This window comes from Enterobacter sp. ECC-019 (assembly GCF_043974075.1).
GTDB classification, from domain to species: domain Bacteria; phylum Pseudomonadota; class Gammaproteobacteria; order Enterobacterales; family Enterobacteriaceae; genus Enterobacter; species Enterobacter asburiae_D.
Window position 1 is genome coordinate 3,223,932 of sequence record NZ_CP143759.1, and the last position, 17,711, is coordinate 3,241,642.

General features: G+C 57.4%; 16 protein-coding genes. 6 read left to right on the forward strand and 10 right to left on the reverse strand.

The annotated features are described in order from the left end of the window. The first annotated feature begins 1 nt into the window (after position 1). Complete coding sequence (locus V1566_RS15320) at positions 2-2,983, forward strand: virulence factor SrfB (protein WP_395303883.1); 2,982 nt, start codon at positions 2-4, stop codon at positions 2,981-2,983. Then, positions 2,980-5,157: a virulence factor SrfC family protein gene (locus V1566_RS15325; RefSeq protein WP_395303884.1), complete on the forward strand. Its 2,178-nt coding sequence runs from the start codon at positions 2,980-2,982 to the stop codon at positions 5,155-5,157. The genes V1566_RS15320 and V1566_RS15325 overlap by 4 nt, the downstream gene beginning before the upstream one ends. A gap of 71 nt (positions 5,158-5,228) precedes the next feature. Here V1566_RS15325 and V1566_RS15330 read toward each other — a convergent pair whose 3' ends face one another. The 9 genes from V1566_RS15330 to V1566_RS15370 form a co-directional block, all read right to left on the reverse strand. After that, on the reverse strand, positions 5,229-5,984 hold the full coding sequence (locus tag V1566_RS15330) for an alpha/beta fold hydrolase (RefSeq protein ID WP_395303885.1): 756 nt from the start codon (positions 5,982-5,984) through the stop codon (positions 5,229-5,231). 86 nt (positions 5,985-6,070) lie between these two features. Then, positions 6,071-6,244, reverse strand: a complete 174-nt coding sequence (locus tag V1566_RS15335) for a GhoT/OrtT family toxin (protein ID WP_013096478.1) — start codon at positions 6,242-6,244, stop codon at positions 6,071-6,073. 183 nt (positions 6,245-6,427) lie between these two features. Further along, complete coding sequence (gene patD / locus V1566_RS15340) at positions 6,428-7,852, reverse strand: aminobutyraldehyde dehydrogenase (protein ID WP_395303886.1); 1,425 nt, start codon at positions 7,850-7,852, stop codon at positions 6,428-6,430. A 24-nt stretch (positions 7,853-7,876) separates the two neighbouring features. Next, complete coding sequence (locus tag V1566_RS15345; protein WP_395303887.1) at positions 7,877-8,683, reverse strand: ABC transporter permease; 807 nt, start codon at positions 8,681-8,683, stop codon at positions 7,877-7,879. Further along, positions 8,673-9,611 (reverse strand): ABC transporter permease, encoded by a 939-nt coding sequence (locus V1566_RS15350; RefSeq protein WP_395305998.1) that lies wholly within the window; start codon positions 9,609-9,611, stop codon positions 8,673-8,675. Before V1566_RS15350 ends, V1566_RS15345 begins: the two co-directional genes overlap by 11 nt. Before the next feature lie 7 nt (positions 9,612-9,618). After that, on the reverse strand, positions 9,619-10,632 hold the full coding sequence (locus V1566_RS15355) for an ABC transporter ATP-binding protein (protein WP_395303888.1): 1,014 nt from the start codon (positions 10,630-10,632) through the stop codon (positions 9,619-9,621). A gap of 17 nt (positions 10,633-10,649) precedes the next feature. Beyond that, positions 10,650-11,795 (reverse strand): putative ABC transporter substrate-binding protein YdcS, encoded by a 1,146-nt coding sequence (gene ydcS, locus V1566_RS15360; protein WP_395303889.1) that lies wholly within the window; start codon positions 11,793-11,795, stop codon positions 10,650-10,652. Positions 11,796-12,066: 271 nt separating this feature from the next. Continuing rightward, positions 12,067-13,476: a PLP-dependent aminotransferase family protein gene (locus tag V1566_RS15365; protein WP_395303890.1), complete on the reverse strand. Its 1,410-nt coding sequence runs from the start codon at positions 13,474-13,476 to the stop codon at positions 12,067-12,069. A gap of 82 nt (positions 13,477-13,558) precedes the next feature. Further along, positions 13,559-13,747: a hypothetical protein gene (locus V1566_RS15370; RefSeq protein WP_023335881.1), complete on the reverse strand. Its 189-nt coding sequence runs from the start codon at positions 13,745-13,747 to the stop codon at positions 13,559-13,561. A 391-nt stretch (positions 13,748-14,138) separates the two neighbouring features. Here V1566_RS15370 and V1566_RS15375 point away from each other — a divergent pair, with 391 nt between their 5' ends. The 4 genes from V1566_RS15375 (at position 14,139) to hslJ (ending at position 17,242) form a co-directional block, all read left to right on the forward strand. Beyond that, the gene (locus V1566_RS15375; protein WP_395303891.1) at positions 14,139-15,539 is read left to right on the forward strand and encodes a cytochrome ubiquinol oxidase subunit I; all 1,401 of its coding nucleotides are present in this window, start codon (positions 14,139-14,141) and stop codon (positions 15,537-15,539) included. Then, positions 15,539-16,549, forward strand: coding sequence for a cytochrome d ubiquinol oxidase subunit II (gene cydB, locus V1566_RS15380; protein ID WP_148241787.1), 1,011 nt, complete (start codon positions 15,539-15,541; stop codon positions 16,547-16,549). The genes V1566_RS15375 and cydB overlap by 1 nt, the downstream gene beginning before the upstream one ends. Continuing rightward, a complete protein-coding gene (locus V1566_RS15385; protein WP_008501283.1) occupies positions 16,549-16,677 on the forward strand; it encodes a DUF2474 domain-containing protein in 129 nt (42 codons plus the stop codon). Before cydB ends, V1566_RS15385 begins: the two co-directional genes overlap by 1 nt. Before the next feature lie 127 nt (positions 16,678-16,804). Beyond that, positions 16,805-17,242, forward strand: coding sequence for a heat shock protein HslJ (gene hslJ, locus V1566_RS15390; protein WP_395303892.1), 438 nt, complete (start codon positions 16,805-16,807; stop codon positions 17,240-17,242). Here hslJ and V1566_RS15395 read toward each other — a convergent pair whose 3' ends face one another. Beyond that, positions 17,243-17,509 (reverse strand): DUF333 domain-containing protein, encoded by a 267-nt coding sequence (locus tag V1566_RS15395; protein WP_032658293.1) that lies wholly within the window; start codon positions 17,507-17,509, stop codon positions 17,243-17,245. It abuts the gene before it with no gap. Positions 17,510-17,711: the final 202 nt, after the last annotated feature.

Sequence of the window (17,711 nt, forward strand, 5' to 3'; positions counted from 1 at the left end):
TATGCTGGTTAATCTTTGCGACTATAAACAAAGCGTCACGCTTATTGCCAACAGCGGCGTGCAGTTCCTTGATTTCGGTCTGACGCCGCAGGACACCGCCAGCAACGGGCGCTTCGTACGTAAAACCGCGAACGGCCCGCTGTTGCGACTCGATTTCGACCTGGTCAACGGGCGTTATACCGTGCCGGGGACGAACGGCGGGCAGCCTGAAGTGGTCAAACCGGAAACCACCATCCCGCTGCATCAGTCTCTGACGGTGCTGGACGGCGTCTGGCTTCCGGTTCCGTTCCTGCGCTTCAACCCACCGCGAACCTTTGTTGAGGGGCCGGATAACTGGGCCCGCGTTCAGGTGCGCAGGCTGGATACACCCGATACGGCAGGCAATACGCACCGCGTCACTCTCGCTCTTGACAGCCAGATTGCTGAACACGCCACGTCTGCCCTGTCCCCGGTTGAAAACGATATTCTGAACGGGACCCGTTTCGCGCTGGCCTGGCGAGACAATGAGATTGAAAGTTTCCTCGACCAGACCTGGATTGACGGCTGGCTGCGCGAGGCATTTACCCAGTATGCCGACGGCGTTGAAAACCGCTCAGAACGCGATCTCCAGCTGGCGATGCGCGGTTTTGAATATCAGGCCCACTGGCTCAACCTGATGACCATGCTCGGTGAACAACTCACCGTGCCGGAAGTGAAATTTGTTACCCATACGCTCAGCACCCCTGCCATTCCGGTCGACCTGATCCTCGACGTGGGCAATACCCACACCTGCGGCGTTATTATTGAAGACCACGGCGACGCTAACGATGGACTGCGCCAGACCGCCGAGCTGCAGGTACGCTCGTTAAGCGAGCCGCAATTCCTGAACGAGCCGCTGTTCACCAGCCGTCTCGAGTTTTCGGAAGCGCGGTTTGGCAAACAGCACTTCTCGGTTGAAAGCGGTCGCGAAGATGCCTTTGTCTGGCCGTCGATTGTCCGCGTGGGCGATGAAGCCCGCAAGCTGGCGATGCAGCGTCTGGGGACCGAAGGCAACAGCGGCATCTCCAGCCCGCGCCGCTACCTGTGGGATGAAACGCCGGTTGTACAGGACTGGCGCTTTAGCCAGATGAACAGCAAAACCCAGCGTGAACCGCTTGCCACCGCATTTCCGCTGATGAACCTGATGAACGATGACGGAGAGCCGCTCTTCACGCTACCGCAGGACGAGCGGCTGCCGGTCTTCTCGCCGCAGTACAGCCGCAGCACCCTGATGACGCACATGCTGTGCGAGCTGCTGGCGCAGGCGCTGGGGCAGATCAACAGCGTCGCCACGCGCCTGCGTCTGGGCTTCCCGGCGTCGCCACGCCAGCTGCGCACCCTGATCCTGACGCTGCCCTCGGCCATGCCGAAGCAGGAGCGCGAGATTTTCCGTCGCCGCATGTTTGAAGCCATCGCCATCGTCTGGAAAGCGATGGGCTGGCACCCGCAGGATGAGGATTTTGTCACCCGCAAGCAGCAGGATAAGAGCGTGGTGCCAGTTCCTGAAATCCAGATGGAGTGGGATGAAGCCAGCTGTGGTCAACTGGTCTGGCTGTATAACGAAGCGATCTCCCGCTTTGGCGGTCAGACCGAAGCCTTCTTCGCCTCCCTGGCCCGCCCGGACCGCGAGCCTGAGCCGGGTAGCCAGCCGGGTCGCGCATTGCGCGTTGCCTCCATCGACATCGGTGGCGGCACAACGGATATGGCGATCACCCATTATCAGTTGGATGACGGTTCCGGCAATAACGTTAAGATCACCCCGCAGCTGCTGTTCCGTGAAGGCTTTAAAGTCGCGGGTGACGATACGCTTCTGGACGTGATTCAGCGCTACGTGTTGCCTGCCCTGCAAACGCAGCTGCAGAAATCCGGCATCGCGGACGCCTCGCTGCTAATGGCTTCGCTGTTCGGCGACTCCGGGCGCATTGATACCCAGGCCGTACTCCGCCAGCAAACGGCGCTTCAGCTCTTTATGTCGATTGGCCATGCCATTCTTGCCGCGTGGGAATCGAGCGACGTTGACGATCCGCTGGCCGGTCTGCATGCCACCTTTGGCGATCTCCTGTCGCAGAAACCGACCCGCAACGTGATGAATTACCTGCAGCAGGCGATCGATCATGCACTGCCTGCGGGTTCAGACGCGTTTGACCTGTTCGCCGTGCCGCTGCATGTGAATTTCCGCGAAATGCAGGATGCGATGCTGGCCGGGCAGTTTACGCTGGCCTCACCGCTCCACGCGGTGTGTGAAGCGATATCCCATTACAGCTGCGATATTCTGCTGATCACCGGACGCCCCGGCTGCCTGCCGGGCGTTCAGGCGCTGATTCGTCATCTGCAGCCGGTGCCGGTCAATCGCATCGTCTGGCTGGATAAATACCAGGTGCACGAGTGGTATCCGTTCAGCCAGCAGGGGCGCATTGGCAATCCAAAATCGACAGCCGCGGTGGGGGCCATGCTCTGTAGCCTGGCGCTCGACCTGCGTCTGCCGCGCTTCAACTTTAAAGCCGCGGACATTGGCGCGTATTCAACCGTGCGGTATCTCGGCGTACTGGATAACACCGTCAATACCCTGCGCGAGGAAAACGTCTGGTATCAGGATATCGATCTTGATAAACCCGGCGCGAAGCTCGACGCGCGTCTGCACTTCCCGCTGCGCGGTAACGTCACCCTCGGCTTCCGCCAGTTGGCGAACGCGCGCTGGCCTGCCACGCCGCTCTACACGCTCAGCATTAACTCGGCTGAACTGGCGAAAGCCATTGCCGGTGACGGCGTGCTGAACGTGCGCCTCAAACTCTGCGGCGGCAGCAAGCAGGAAGGCCCGGAGGCCTTCGAGCTGAGCGATGCCTGGCTGCAGGACGGCACGCCGGTTGCACCTGACGCATTAACCTTCAAACTGAATACCTTGGCCGATCGCCGACACAGCGGTAGCCACTACTGGATCGACAGCGGGAGCGTATACCTGAAATGACAGCGACGACGACCACCACTCAGGCCTTAATCGGGTGGATTAATGAGACGCGCCTGAACGCCCCTGTGCTGGATAACGATGCTGACGCCCTGCTTGCTCGCATCAACGCGGCGCAGGCGCGGGAGCAGGCCATTGAACGCGCCATGACTCGCCAGAGCAGCATTGGGCTGTACGGTCATTCGCAGAGCGCGAAAGCACACCTGCTGCTGTCTCTGTGCGGCAGCGGTAATGGACGCCTGAACGTGACGCCGGGCCAGCGCACCTTTGACTATTTTTCGCATATCAATCCGGGACATGCCCTGACCAACATGGCCGTCCGCTTCACCCGGGATAACCCGGAGGTGGCCGATGAGGCGTTCCCGCTGCGTCTGCGTCTGGTCACCGAGGCCGAGCTGGTACAGCTGTTTATTGCCCGCACGACCCTCCATCCGCAGATGCGCGCCGTGGATAAGGCGGTCATAGAGACACGTCTGGAGAAATGGCGCGGGCTGCGCCAGCCGCAGGGCGTGCCCGGCATCACGGCTCTGGAAGTGGGTGCGATTGCCCGCTTCTGGCAAAGCACCGTACCCGTCGCGAAACAGCAAATTGATGATGCCCTGTGGCATGAATTTGCCCAACTGGTGCCATCGCTCGATCTCAGCACGCGGGCCAGCGTCTGGTCGCTGCTGTGGGGCGAGCAGCAGGAGTTGACCCAGCAGTGGTTAAAACTGGCCCATGTGCTGCACCAGACCAGCCATGCCGGTGAGCTTGCTGCCCCGCTTAGCCTGCTGGTGGACAGCTTTGGGCTGCCGGGTGAAGGATTCCTGACGCACGACGGCACGTTAGACCTTCAGGACGCGCAGGAGACGCTGCTTCATCCGCTGAATAGCGGTGAAATGCTTAACGCCATCAGTATCCCCGTCGATGTGCTGGCCTTCCTGACCCGCGAGCTGGTGCTGCCGGTTGAGAACGGCGCGCTCGATAACGTCGATATTATTGATATTCCGGTTTTTGAAGATAACCGTGCCGACCCGCTACGCCAGGCGAAATCCCAGTGGCTGCTCGAGCATTACCGTCAACAGCTTCAGCCTGATGTGCTGGTAATTTGTAATGCGACGGCGCAGCACGAACAGACGGCCAAAAAAGCAAAAGTGTTGATGAACTGGGTGAAGGAGACGCAGCCTGCTGAAGAGTCTGCCCTTCCGGGTCTGGTGTGGGCGATTACCCCCCATGACGCCCGCTTTACCACCCGGCAGAATCTCGATGAAGCCGTACAGCATCTGCTCGGGAAACCGGGTTTACGCTGGGGCACGCTGCAGGCGCTGGACAGCCACAGCATGCAGCGCGTCATTGAGTGGCTCTCTCAGGCCACGCTGCCCGCGCAGCGACAGAAGCGTCTCAGCACGCTGAATGGCCTGCTGCGACAGGAGCTCTTATCGCTGATGCAAAGCTATCTGGCGCCGCTGGTTGAGGATCCGGAGACAAGACGTGCTCAGGCCGAAAACATGGTGCGCACGCTGCAAAACAGCGCCGCCCGCCACGGCGAACTGCTTGAAGGCCTGCTGCCGCCGCTGAAAGCCTTTGAAACGCTGCTCGCCGTTCAGCAGCCTCGCGAGGAGCAGGTGAACGGGCTGTTTACGGACACCATTGACCTGTTTGCCGAGAATGCGCAGGAAAGCAACGGCCGGTTCCAGACAAAAGACAAAGCGCGACTGGCGCACAGAGTCTGGATAAATCATCTGCGTCAGTGGAGCCGCAATGAGGCCGCGGCAGCCCGTCTTGGGCTGGAACCTGCGGTGTTACAGCAAATCGCGGATGTCCTGGTGGTCACCAGCTACCGGCTTGATCTGCCTCAACAGCTTCAGCGTATCGTCGAAGCGGATAAAAGTAGCGCGGCGCAACTGCATGCCGTGATGGGCAATTTCATTGGCTGGCTGGGTTACGACCAGACGCCCGTGGCGGTACGTCCGGCAAGCCGCATCCGCAAGGGCCAGGCCATCTTCGTCACGCCCGTGGTCAGCAGCGCCGAGCCTCGTCTGACGCGCCTGGGGGAACAGCCTGTGCATGCGGCCACCGCGTACGTTTACGACTGGCTGGTCGCCCTCTATAGCCGCGCGATAGAGAACATTGATTACCAGCATCCGCATGATGTTCAGCCTGAGGCACGTCAGGCACTACAGGCTTTAATAAAGTAGCCGCCCTTGTTGCCGGGTGGCGCTGCGCTTACCCGGCCTACATTTTGCAACGATAATAAACTGCACAATAATCACATCGTCATACACCCGGCTAACGTCTGTGCCAGCGCAGACGGGTTTTCCCACGACATTGAATGCCCCGCCGCAGGGATAATTTTCACCTCAACGCCCTTTTGCTTCAGAGTATCCACATCGTCATCCGGCAGGGACAGCTCGCCAAAAATCAACGTTACCGGGCAAGGGAGTGACAGGAACTGCGCGTCCCATTCCGGCTCAACGCCCGCCACCAGGCCGGATGCACCGCGCCAGACGGCATACGGCGCATTGCTTTGCAGACATCCCGCCCACGCCGTTTTTTCCGCGCTGAGCATGGCGTCATAGCCCTGGTTCAGGAACTGTTGCTCGGTTTGCGCTGCAATAGACCGGCTGAACATCCCCCCTCCCGCATGAAAATTGGGCTCTGACACCATCAGCCCCTTCACGCGCGTGGCCAGCAGCCCCGCCGTTTCGATAGCGATGCTCCCGCCCATGCTGTGGCCGTATAACCAGAAGGCATCAAGCTTAAGGTGGTCAATCAGTTCTGCCACAACGTGCGCCTGGTCGGTGGTTTTATAGCTGTAGTGCTCAGGCTTGTCGCTGTAGCCGCTGCCGGGCAAATCGATGAGAATCGCTCTGCGCGCGCCAAACAGCGGGTCATGAACGACACGGGGATATTCATAGGAAGAGGCGCAGCCCAGCCCGTGAATAAACACCACGGGATCGCCGGTGCCGGGCAGGTCATGCCAGCGCACGGTGCAACCGGCCTGCTGCGAGTAAAAACTGTTCATAAGCACTCCTTTTACGATGCACTGTGTATTTATACAGTTATCGTATCTGGAATGCCATATTCATCTTTTAAAAATGGAAGCGTGCTTCAGAAAAGCGAGACCAGCAGCGCAACGGGAAAGCTCATTGGCCAGGTTGACCCCACCAGGAAAGCGCTGAGCAGGCGGATACGTTTGCGGTCTTTGGAGAGGAACCAGGTAATTAATGCGCAGATGGAAGCCATGATTGCGTAGAAAACCAACATCTTTTGATACAACGTCATTCTGTATACCAGAGCCGAAAAAATAACCGCACGCAATATGCGTCATATGTTGATACAGATCAAGTTTTTTCGTTACAGAATAACCACTTAAAATTCATGGATAATAACAATTGAGTATCTTGCATAACACTCATGGCGGGCGTGGCGAACGCCTGGCCGCGAATGCGACCAGGCATGACGGGATTAGTGTTTGATCATCACATGCCGGACAACCGTATAATCCTCAAGCCCGTAGACCGACATATCTTTGCCGTAGCCGGATAATTTCATGCCGCCGTGCGGCATTTCGCTCACCAGCATAAAATGGGTATTCACCCAGGTGCAGCCGTACTGCAGGCGCGCGCTCAGACGATGGGCGCGGCCCACGTCTTTGGTCCAGACCGATGACGCCAGTCCATACTGCGAATCGTTCGCCCAGGCCAGCACCTGCGCCTCGTCGTCAAATTCGGTGACGCTTACCACCGGGCCAAACACCTCGCGCTGAACGATGGCGTCATCCTGTTTTGCCCCCGCCAGCAGGGTTGGCTGGAAGTAGTAGCCTGCCCCCTCTTTTTTGCTCCCGCCAGTGACAACGCGAATATGGCGGAGCGCTTTCGCGTCATCGACAGCCTGACAGACGCGTGAAAGATGAGCCGCCGAGCTGAGGGGGCCCAGTTCGGTAGAGGCATCCTCCGGCGCCCCCATTTTAAGGCTGGCGACCGCTGCGCCAAGCTTTTCCACCAGCGCGGCATAAATGCCTTTCTGGGCATAAATACGACAGGCCGCCGTACAGTCCTGTCCGGCATTGTAGAAACCAAACGTCCGCACCCCTTCTACAACCGCATCCAGGTCGGCATCATCAAAGACAATAACCGGCGCTTTACCGCCCAGCTCCATGTGGGTGCGTTTAATAGAGGGCGCCGTATGGCCGATGATATGTTCCCCGGTAGCAATCGAACCGGTCAGCGAGACCATTCGGACTTTTTCATGCCCGGTAAGCGGATCGCCGACCGTTTTCCCCCGGCCAAACAGGACGTTCAGAACGCCTGCCGGGAAGATATCTTTTGCCAGTTCTCCCAGCTTCAGCGCGGTCAGCGGCGTGATCTCTGAGGGCTTAATCACCACGCAGTTCCCTGCCGCCAGCGCGGGCGCCAGTTTCCAGGCTGCCATCATCAGCGGGTAGTTCCAGGGCGCAATAGAGGCAACTACGCCCACCGGATCGCGGCGGATCATAGACGTGTGGTCGTCAAGGTACTCCCCGGCGGCCAGCCCGTTGAGACAGCGGGCGGCTCCGGCGAAGAAACGGAAAACGTCGACCACCGCCGGAATTTCATCACCCAGAGCACAGTGCAGCGGCTTGCCGCAGTTGAGGGATTCGAGCCGGGCAAAGTCCTCCCCATGCGCTTCAATCGCATCCGCCAGCTTCAGCAGGCACTCGGCGCGGGTTTTCGGTGTGGTTTGTCCCCACTCCACAAAAGCACGGTCGGCCGCCTGAACCGCCGCGTCGACCTGAGCCGCTGACGCCTCAGCAATCTCCAGCAGGCGTTCTCCAGTGGCCGGGTTATAGACCGGCTGTTTTTCTCCCTCTCCGGTAACCAGTTTTCCCTCTATCAGCAGTTGTGTTTGCATAGCATTTTCCTGTTGAATTCACTGTTATTTCCCGCTGCCGGCGATGTTCTCACCGTCGCGGGTTAGCCACCAGGCTCCCAGAATGGGGATGGTTGTCACCAGCATCACCAGCAGTGCTACGACGTTAGTGACCGGCACGTCGCGCGGACGGCCGAGCTGATTGAGCAACCACAGCGGTAACGTGCGCTCGTGTCCCGCCGTAAATGTTGTGACGATTATCTCGTCAAACGACAGGGCAAACGCCAGCATTCCCCCGGCCAGCAGCGCGGAACCCAGATTGGGCAGCACCACATAGCGGAAGGTTTGCCATCCGTCGGCCCCGAGATCCATTGACGCTTCCACCAGGCTCCAGGAGGTGCGTCTGAACCGGGCAATCACGTTGTTAAACACTACCACCACGCAAAAGGTGGCGTGTCCCACCACGATGGTGAAAAACCCCGGCTCAAGGCCAATCGTTTTGAATGCGGTCAGCAGCGCCAGACCGGTAATGATCCCCGGCAACGCAATCGGCAACAGCAGCAACAGTGAGATCGCATTCTTGCCAAAAAACTCGCTTCGCCACAGCGCCGCTGCAGCAAACGTGCCAAGCACAAGGGCAATGGCGGTGGACAACGCAGCAACCTGAAGTGACAACGTCACGGATTCGATGATATCGCCGCGCCCCGCCGCCACGCTAAACCACTTCAGCGTCAGCCCCTGTGGCGGAAAGCTGAAGGCCGCGTCTTCGGTGTTAAAGGCATAGGTCGCGATGATCAGCAGCGGGAAGTGCAGGAAGATGACGCCTCCCCACGCTGCCACTTTCAGGAACAGCGGTGCGCGTTCAGAGTGCATCGAATGCTCCCAGACGTTTCACGAACGCCAGATAGAGTGAAATCAATACGATGGGCACCAGCGTGAACGCGGCGGCCATCGGCATATTGCCAATGGCACCCTGCTGCGAGTAGACCATGTTACCGATGAAGTAGCCCGGCGGGCCGACCAGCTGAGGAACGATGAAATCACCCAGCGTCAGGGAAAACGTGAAGATTGAACCTGCCGCAATACCCGGAATTGCCAGCGGCAGAACGACATAGCGAAAAGTCTGGCGAGGACGCGCGCCGAGGTCGGCGGAGGCCTGCAATAGCGAGACAGGCAGGCGTTCCAGCGCCGCCTGAACGGGCAGGATCATAAACGGTAGCCAGATGTAGACGAAGACCAGAAACCGTCCCAGCCCGGAGGTGGACAAAGTGTTGCCGCCAATCGCTGGGATCGTAAGGAGTGAGGTCAGGATCGGCTCCAGCCCCATATGACTAAGAAACCACTGCGCCACCCCGTCCTTCGCCAGCAGCAGCGTCCAGGCGTAGGCTTTGACGATGTAGCTCGCCCACATTGGCAGCATCACAGCGATATAGAAAAACGCTTTCCACTTGCCGTGGGTGTATCGCGCCATGTACCACGCCATCGGGAATGCCAGGATGGCGCTGGCAATCGTCACCGCAATCGCCATCGTTAACGTGCGCAGGATGATGTCGTAGTTGGCCGGGTTGAAAAGCGCCTGAATGTTCGCCAGGGTCAGATCCGGCGTGACGGCCATGGTGAAATCGTCAAAGGTGTAGAACCCTTGCCACAGCAGGGTCAGAAGCGATCCTAAATAGACGATGCCAAACCACATCAGCGGCGCGAGCAGAAGCAGGAACAGGCCGAGCGACGGTTTACGCCAGAACAGCGCCGTCATGCGGCTTAACCGGCCACGCGAGGCGGGAGGATGCGCGACACTCATATCCATTTCACCTTTCCTCGTGCAGGCGAATCATCGCCTCGCGTGACCACGACGCCGTGACGGCCTGCCCCGGCGCAATGCCGCTCAGCGGCGAGGATTCACTGAGATTAGCCTGGCTCACCAGCAGTTTGGCGCCATCGGCGAGCTTCAGCTCCAGCCGCGTGGCCGCCCCCTGATACTGAACGGCCTGCACGATGCCCTGAACCTGAACGTCTCCGCCCTCATTAAGGCGAATATGTTCCGGGCGCAGGGAATAGCTGCCTTCCATGCCGCATATTTTCTGCGCAAGACCCGCATCGAAGACGTTAGAGGTGCCGACAAAACCGGCGACAAACGGCGTGCGCGGACGCATGTAGAGATCGCGCGGGGTGTCCACCTGCTCGATGCGCCCGTTATTGAACACCGCCACCCTATCTGACATGGAAAGGGCCTCGCCCTGATCGTGGGTGACAAAAATAAAGGTGATACCGAGTTCCTGCTGAAGCTTCTTCAGCTCGAACTGCATCTGTTCACGCAGTTTGAGATCGAGCGCACCCAGGGGTTCGTCCAGCAGCAGGACGCGCGGCTCATTGACCAGCGCGCGGGCGATGGCGACACGCTGTCGCTGGCCGCCGGAAAGTTGCGAAGGTTTGCGGGCAACAGCAAAGCTCAGACCCACTTTTTCCAGGGCATCACGGGCCTGTGCATGGCGTTTTTTCTTGTCGATGCCTTTGACCATCAGCCCGTAGGCGACATTGTCGAGGATCGACATATGCGGAAACAGCGCGTAGTCCTGAAAGACGGTGTTCACATCCCGCTCCCAGGGAGGCAGTTCGCTCGCCTCCTTGCCGAAGATAGAAATCGTGCCGCCTGACAGCTGTTCAAAACCCGCTATCAGACGCAGGCAGGTGGTTTTGCCGGAGCCCGAAGGCCCCAGCATGGAGAAAAATTCTCCGTCACGAATAGCAATGGTGACCCCATCCACCGCCCGTACGTCGCCGTACAGACGGGAAACATCGTTAAACTCTACCGCGTACGTCATGTTCTGCTCCCGGGCAATTAACGACCGCCCATGATGGCGATGTAATCCTGCGTCCAGCGGCTGTAAGGGACAAACTTGCCGCCTTCGGCGATGGGGGTTTTCCAGAACATGATTTTGTCGAACTCGTTATAACCGTTTGTTTCGCAGCCTTTATCACCCAGCAGCGTGCTGGCCTTACACCCTTCTGCAACCACGGGCAGGGAGCCAAACCATGCCGCCAGATCGCCCTGAACTTTAGGTGTCAGCGACCAGTTCATCCATTTGTAGGCGCACATCGGGTGTTTTGCCTGCGCGTGCAGCATGGTGGTGTCCGCCCAGCCGGTCACTCCCTCTTTCGGGAAGACGGTAGCAACGGGCTGGTTCTCAGCCTTAAGCGCATTCGCCTGATACGGCCAGGCGCTGGAGGCCACGACGCCTTCATTTTTAAAGTCGCTCATCTGGACGGTAGTGTCATGCCAGTAGCGGTGGATCAGCGCATGCTGGTCGCGAAGCACCTTGAGCACGGCGGCATACTGTTTTTCGGTGAGCTGGTACGGGTCTTTGATACCCAACTGCGGCTGCGTGGCTTTGACGAACAGCGCGGCATCGGCGATATAAATCGGGCCGTCGTACGCCTGCACGCGTCCCAGGTTGGTTTTACCGTCCGGCAGATCCTGTTTGGTAAAGACCACGCTCCAGCTGTCCGGTGGCGTCGGGAAAGTTTTGGTGTTGTACATCAGCAGGTTTGGCCCCCACTGATACGGCGTGCCGTAGACCTTGCCCCCGACGTTAAACCATTCCCCCTTCACAATCCGCGCGTCGAGGGTTTTCCAGTTGGGGATGAGGTCGGGGTTAATGGGCTGAACGCGTTTGCCCATAATCAGACGCAGGGAGGCGTCACCCGAGGCGGTAACCAGGTCATATCCCCCTTTTGCCATCAGGCTGACCATTTCATCCGACGTGGCCGCCGTCTTGACGTTGACCGCACACCCGGTCTCTTTTTCAAACTGGGTGACCCAGTCATAATTTTTATCGGTCTGTCCGCGTTCGATGTATCCCGGCCAGGCGATAATATCCAGCCGACCTTCCCCGTCGCCAATGGCCTTTGGTGGTTCTGCGGCTTGCGCTGTCATGATAGTCATGCCGAGCGCGCACAGGCTGCTGCGGGCAAAATTTTTGCTCATAAGAGTTACTCCTGTCGCAATGAAATTTAGCGGCAGCCGTGCCGTAAAAATATCTCCCTTATTAAACGTAGACCGCGCAAATGCGCCGCACCGTACGGCTTCAGGAAATTTCATCAAGGTGTGACAGAGGGCGCATTCCCCGTTAACTGGATTATAGACAAGGAGTTAGCCGCGAGAGACGGTATGCAGATTTCCTATGACAGGACACCGCGAAATATTCGCCGTGCCGTCATCAGGATAAGAATTGATTATTTAAATAACGCAGAAAAGTTTATTCCAGCATCGCGCTAATTAATTTTCCTAACTGAACAACCGCCTGTTCTTCTCGCTCTCCCCAGGCCCAGGAGGTATTAAACCGGAAGAACGGTGTCCATGCGTCAGAGGTGGAAAACATCTTTCCGGGGGCAATGCTGATGTGGTGCGTTAAGGCTTTTTCGCTCAACAGCCCCGCATCCAACTGCGCCGGAAGCTCCAGCCATAAAAAGTAGCCGCTGTCGTTATGGTGGATTTTGACACCGGCAGGCATATGGCGCAGAAGAGACTGCCAGGCCTGCTGCTTACGCTCGGCGAGCGTCCGCCGCAGGCGGCGCAGATGGGCGTCGTAGCGTTTGGTTGCCAGGTAATCCACCAGCGCCAGCTGCACGGGAGAACTGGTTGAGAGCGTGCTCATCAGCTGCAGCTGCTGAATGCGTCGCGCGTGTTTTCCTGCCGCAACCCAGCCGATGCGAAAACCGGCCACCAGACATTTTGAAAAGGACGAGCAGTGCAGCGTCATGTCCTGACGATCCCAGGCTTTCGCCGGGAGCGGTTTTTCGCGGCCAAAATAGAGCTCGCTGTAGACATCGTCTTCAATCAGGGGGACATTGTGCTGCGTTAACAGCGCCACAAGCTGCGCTTTTTTCTCCGCGCTCAGCGTGAAGCCAAGCGGATTTTGGCTGTTGGTCATGATCCAGCAGGCTTTAACCGGGTACTCACTCAGCGCCTGTGCAAGGGCATTCAGGTCAATCCCCTCGCGGACATCCGTCGCAATCGATAACGCTTTGAGTTTCAGGCGTTCCAGCGCCTGCAGCGCGCCGTAGAAACACGGGTTCTCGACTATCACCCAGTCACCCGGCTCGGTCACCGCCTGCAGGCTGAGATTGAGCGCTTCAAGCGCGCCTGCGGTGATCACGATCTCTTCCGGGGAGATGTTCATCCCCTGCTGCGCGTAGCGACGGGCAATGGCGTGGCGGAGATCGACGTTACCCGGCGGCAGGTTCTCGATCACGCTCATCGCCGTCGCGGTTTTGCTGACGTTCGCCAGCGAGCGGTTGAGCTGCTGCAGCGGGAAAAGTCGGGGATCGGGAAACGCGGAGGCAAAAGGAACAACGGACGGGTCGCGGCTGGCCTGTAAGACGTCGAAGATGTAGGTGTTAATATCCACCACTTCGTCACGCATCACCTGGGCAGGTGGAGCAGGCTGTTGTGCGGTCGGGCGCGAGGCAACGTAATAGCCCGACTGCGGTCTGGCGACAATGCGCCCCTGACTTTCCAGCATCTGATACGCGTGGCCAACGGTCATAAAACTCATACCGCTGCTTGCCACCTGCTCTCGCAGCGAAGGCAGCTTATCGCCCGGCAGCCATACGCCAAGCTCAATCTGCGAGATAATTTGTTGCGCCAGACGCTGGTATTTTTTCATCAGATTCTCCTTATGACCGACAGTGTATATCAGCAGGAGAAAAAGAGAAGATTTAGCTAACTGTTATAGTTCGTGAAATGAATTACTTACGGTACTCGGTAACGTGGCTTTGCGCCTGACGCGCAGCGGCCAGGTGATCGAGCGTAATCATCGACGATTTGCAAAAGATGCATTTCGCGCCGAGTGGGTTTTTCTCAGACATATCAAAGACTGAGGTACGGTACTGCGAGCCATGACAGCATGGGCAGCGAAAATGGATATAAGAAGTCATAGGATTCTCCTGAAACGTAAAACGTAAATTACTAATGGGCCGATTGGGCAATAATGGTTTTAAACAAAACGAATCGGAAAGTAGATAAAGACCCAAGAGAGGCTGCGGAGAGGCACAACGTGATGAGAACTGCTTTATAAAACTACGTCAGATATTTATTTGGACTCAAAACCAGAAGACCATTAACGCACGGCGCAGACGACAAGGCAAGCAGTTTTATGCGTAAAATTCATAAAAATACTGTTTTTATTCCTCATTCGCGAGGTATATCAGATGGCTAAAGCATGAGATTTATGCCAACTGTTATGGTTAAAAATCACTTTTCTGCCTCTGATAGTCCGAACGTTGCCCCTATACCATAACAGCACACCGTTTGACATTGAGGCTGTGCATGTTTGGTTTAGATGCTTTTCACCTTGCACGGATACAGTTTGCGTTTACCGTATCCTTTCACATTATTTTCCCGGCCATCACCATTGGTCTCGCAAGCTATCTTGCCGTACTCGAAGGGCTGTGGCTGAAAACAAAAAATCCGGTCTGGCGCTCGCTGTACCATTTCTGGTCGAAGATTTTTGCCGTCAACTTTGGCATGGGCGTGGTCTCCGGGCTGGTGATGGCCTACCAGTTTGGCACCAACTGGAGCGGATTTTCACAGTTTGCGGGCAGCATTACCGGCCCGCTGCTGACCTATGAAGTGCTCACCGCCTTCTTCCTTGAAGCCGGGTTCCTCGGCGTGATGCTGTTTGGCTGGAACAAGGTCGGGCCGGGTCTGCACTTCTTCGCCACCTGTATGGTGGCGCTGGGCACCATTATCTCCACCTTCTGGATCCTCTCATCGAACAGCTGGATGCAAACCCCGCAGGGCTATGAGATCGTCAACGGTCAGGTCGTGCCGGTGGACTGGTTCGCCGTGGTGTTTAACCCCTCCTTCCCTTACCGCCTGCTGCATATGTCGATAGCCGCATTCCTGAGTAGCGCCCTGTTTGTGGGCGCATCGGCGGCATGGCATCTGCTGCGCGGCAATAATACCCCTGCCATCCGCGCGATGTTTTCGATGGCGCTGTGGATGACGCTGATTGTCGCCCCCATCCAGGCCATGGTTGGCGATATGCACGGGTTGAATACCTTAAAACACCAGCCCGCCAAGATTGCCGCCATTGAAGGCCACTGGGAAAATCCGCCGGGTGAACCTACCCCACTGCTGCTGTTTGGCTGGCCGGATATGGAACAGGAGCGCACCCGTTTTGGGCTGGAGATCCCGGCGCTGGGGAGTCTTATTCTGACGCACAGCCTGGATAAACAGGTTCCGGCCCTCAAAGAGTTTCCGAAGGAAGACCGTCCGAATTCCACCATCGTCTTCTGGTCATTCCGCATTATGGCGGGCCTGGGCATGCTGATGCTGCTGCTTGGGGTGACGGCACTCTGGCTGCGCTACAAAAAACGCATGTATTCGTCGCGCCCTTTCCTGTGGTTTGCGCTGCTGATGGGGCCAACCGGGCTGATTGCCATCCTGGCCGGGTGGGTCACCACCGAAGTGGGCCGCCAACCGTGGGTGGTCTACGGACTCCAGCGAACGAAGGATGCGGTGTCTGCCCACGGTGACCTTCACATGAGCGTGAGCCTGCTGGCCTTCTTCGTCGTCTATACCTCGGTATTCGGCGTGGGTTACAGCTATATGGTGCGCCTCATCCGAAAAGGCCCGCAGCCGCATGAATCATTCGCCACCGAGTCCGACGGACGTCCGGCGCGCCCGCTTTCTGCCGTCACAACTGAACATAAGGAGCAGCCATAATGGGTATCGATCTTTCCATTATCTGGTTTGTCATAATCGTCTTTGCCACGCTGATGTATATCGTGATGGACGGTTTTGATCTGGGGATCGGTATTCTGTTCCCGGCAACGCAGAACGCCGACGATCGCGACGTGATGGTCAACAGCGTCGCGCCGGTCTGGGACGGAAATGAAACCTGGCTGGTGCTTGGCGGAGCCGCCCTGTTCGGCGCATTCCCGCTGGCGTATGCGGTGATCGTTGATGCTCTCACCATTCCGCTGACGTTAATGCTGATCGGACTTATTTTCCGCGGGGTGGCATTTGAGTTTCGCTTTAAAGCCACGCCGGCCCACCGCCCCTTCTGGGATAAGGCGTTTATAGGCGGTTCGATTCTGGCAACGTTTACCCAGGGCGTGACGGTAGGCGCCGTCATTAACGGCTTTACCGTCACCGGTCGGGCCTATACCGGCGGCCCCTTTGACTGGTTTACCGCATTTAACCTGTTTTGCGGCGCGGGGCTGGTGGTGGCTTATGCGCTGTTAGGCTCTACCTGGCTGGTGATGAAAAGCGAAAACGCGCTGCAGCAGCGGATGCGTGAGGTTTCGAAAACGCTGTTAATCGTGCTGCTGGCGTTTATTGCGGCGATAAGCCTCTGGACGCCGCTGGCGCAACCGGCCATCGCTGCGCGCTGGTTTACGCTGCCGAATCTGTTTTATCTGCTGCCTGTCCCTGCCCTGGTGGTGATTTTTAGCCTGTACCAGTGGCGCTGCCTGAATAATCCCGACAGCCATAGCCGTCCGTTTATCCTGACATTGGGGCTAATCTTCCTCGGCTTTAGCGGTCTTGGGATCAGCATCTGGCCGCATATTATTCCACCGTCGATCACCTTGTGGCAGGCCGCCGCCCCGACGCAAAGCCAGGGCTTTATGCTGGTGGGCGCGCTGTTGATCATTCCCGTTATTCTGGTCTACACCTTCTGGAGCTACTACGTGTTTCGCGGCAAAGTTCAGCATGGGGAGGGTTATCACTGATGCAACAACCGGTCTGGAAAAGATTACTGTGGCTGGCCATTATCTGGGGCGGCAGCGTACTGGCGCTGGCTGCTGTCAGTATGCTCTTCCGTATGCTGATGACGGCGGCAGGGTTTAAATCACATTAACGCCATTCCGGGCAACCGCTGCGTTGCCCGGTACTTCCCCCCGCACTTTCAGATAAACCCCATTAACGCACGGCAGAGTATCGTTACACTGGAAAAGATTCACAGTATTTATAGTTTGAGAAGAAAAATGAAAAAGCTCATCGCGTTAAGTGTTATTAGTCTTGTCCTTACCGGGTGCGTTAATCCGGGTAAAGCCTCCGTACAGCCGGAGCAACTTAAAAACCACCGCTTTGTGCTGGAAAATGTGAACGGTAAGGCCGTGAAGACCGCGACAACGCAACCTGAGATCGGTTTTAGCGCGCTGCCAGATATCAGCCTGGTTAATAACATCAGCGTTTCTGGCCAGATGTGTAACCGCTTCAACGGACAGGGGAAATTGTCCGAAGGCGAGCTTAAGGTTAAAACGCTGGCCATGACGCGCAAGCTCTGTACTCAACCGCAGCTGAATGAGCTGGATCAGGCCATCGGCGACATGCTGCGCAAAGGGGCGCAGGTCGACCTGACTGAGGACCAGTTAACGCTGGCGACAGCCGATAAAACGCTGATGTTTAAGCGTGCAGAATAATCAGTAGTTACCGCAGCTTCCAACGGCAAGCGACTGTTCACTACAGCGTTTGCCGTTTGGCAAGGCGCACATCCCAATAGCAGAACCATCAAGCTGGCGGGCGACAGACAGCGAACCGCCAATCATTGCGCAGTTGGCCTGACCAGAACTGGACATCGCCGCTTTCATTCCCGGCGCCACGTGGGCTGCCGTTGCTTGCTGGACTGGCTCACTGCTACATGCCGACAACAATAATGCGGCACACCCTACCAAAAATGCTGAGCGCATGCTCTCTCCCCCATGAATAATCCGAAACCTATGCATAATAGGCATCACATCCCGCGTCGTCGAGAGCTGGAGTGCGTATTTATGCGCTCCAGAAACAATTTCTCGCAATTTTTTCGCCAAAAGTTTGATCTACTCATTGATAGCGAGAATACCAAGGACACAAAAGCGAAAATCGTAAAATCCCGCATTTGCTAGAATACAC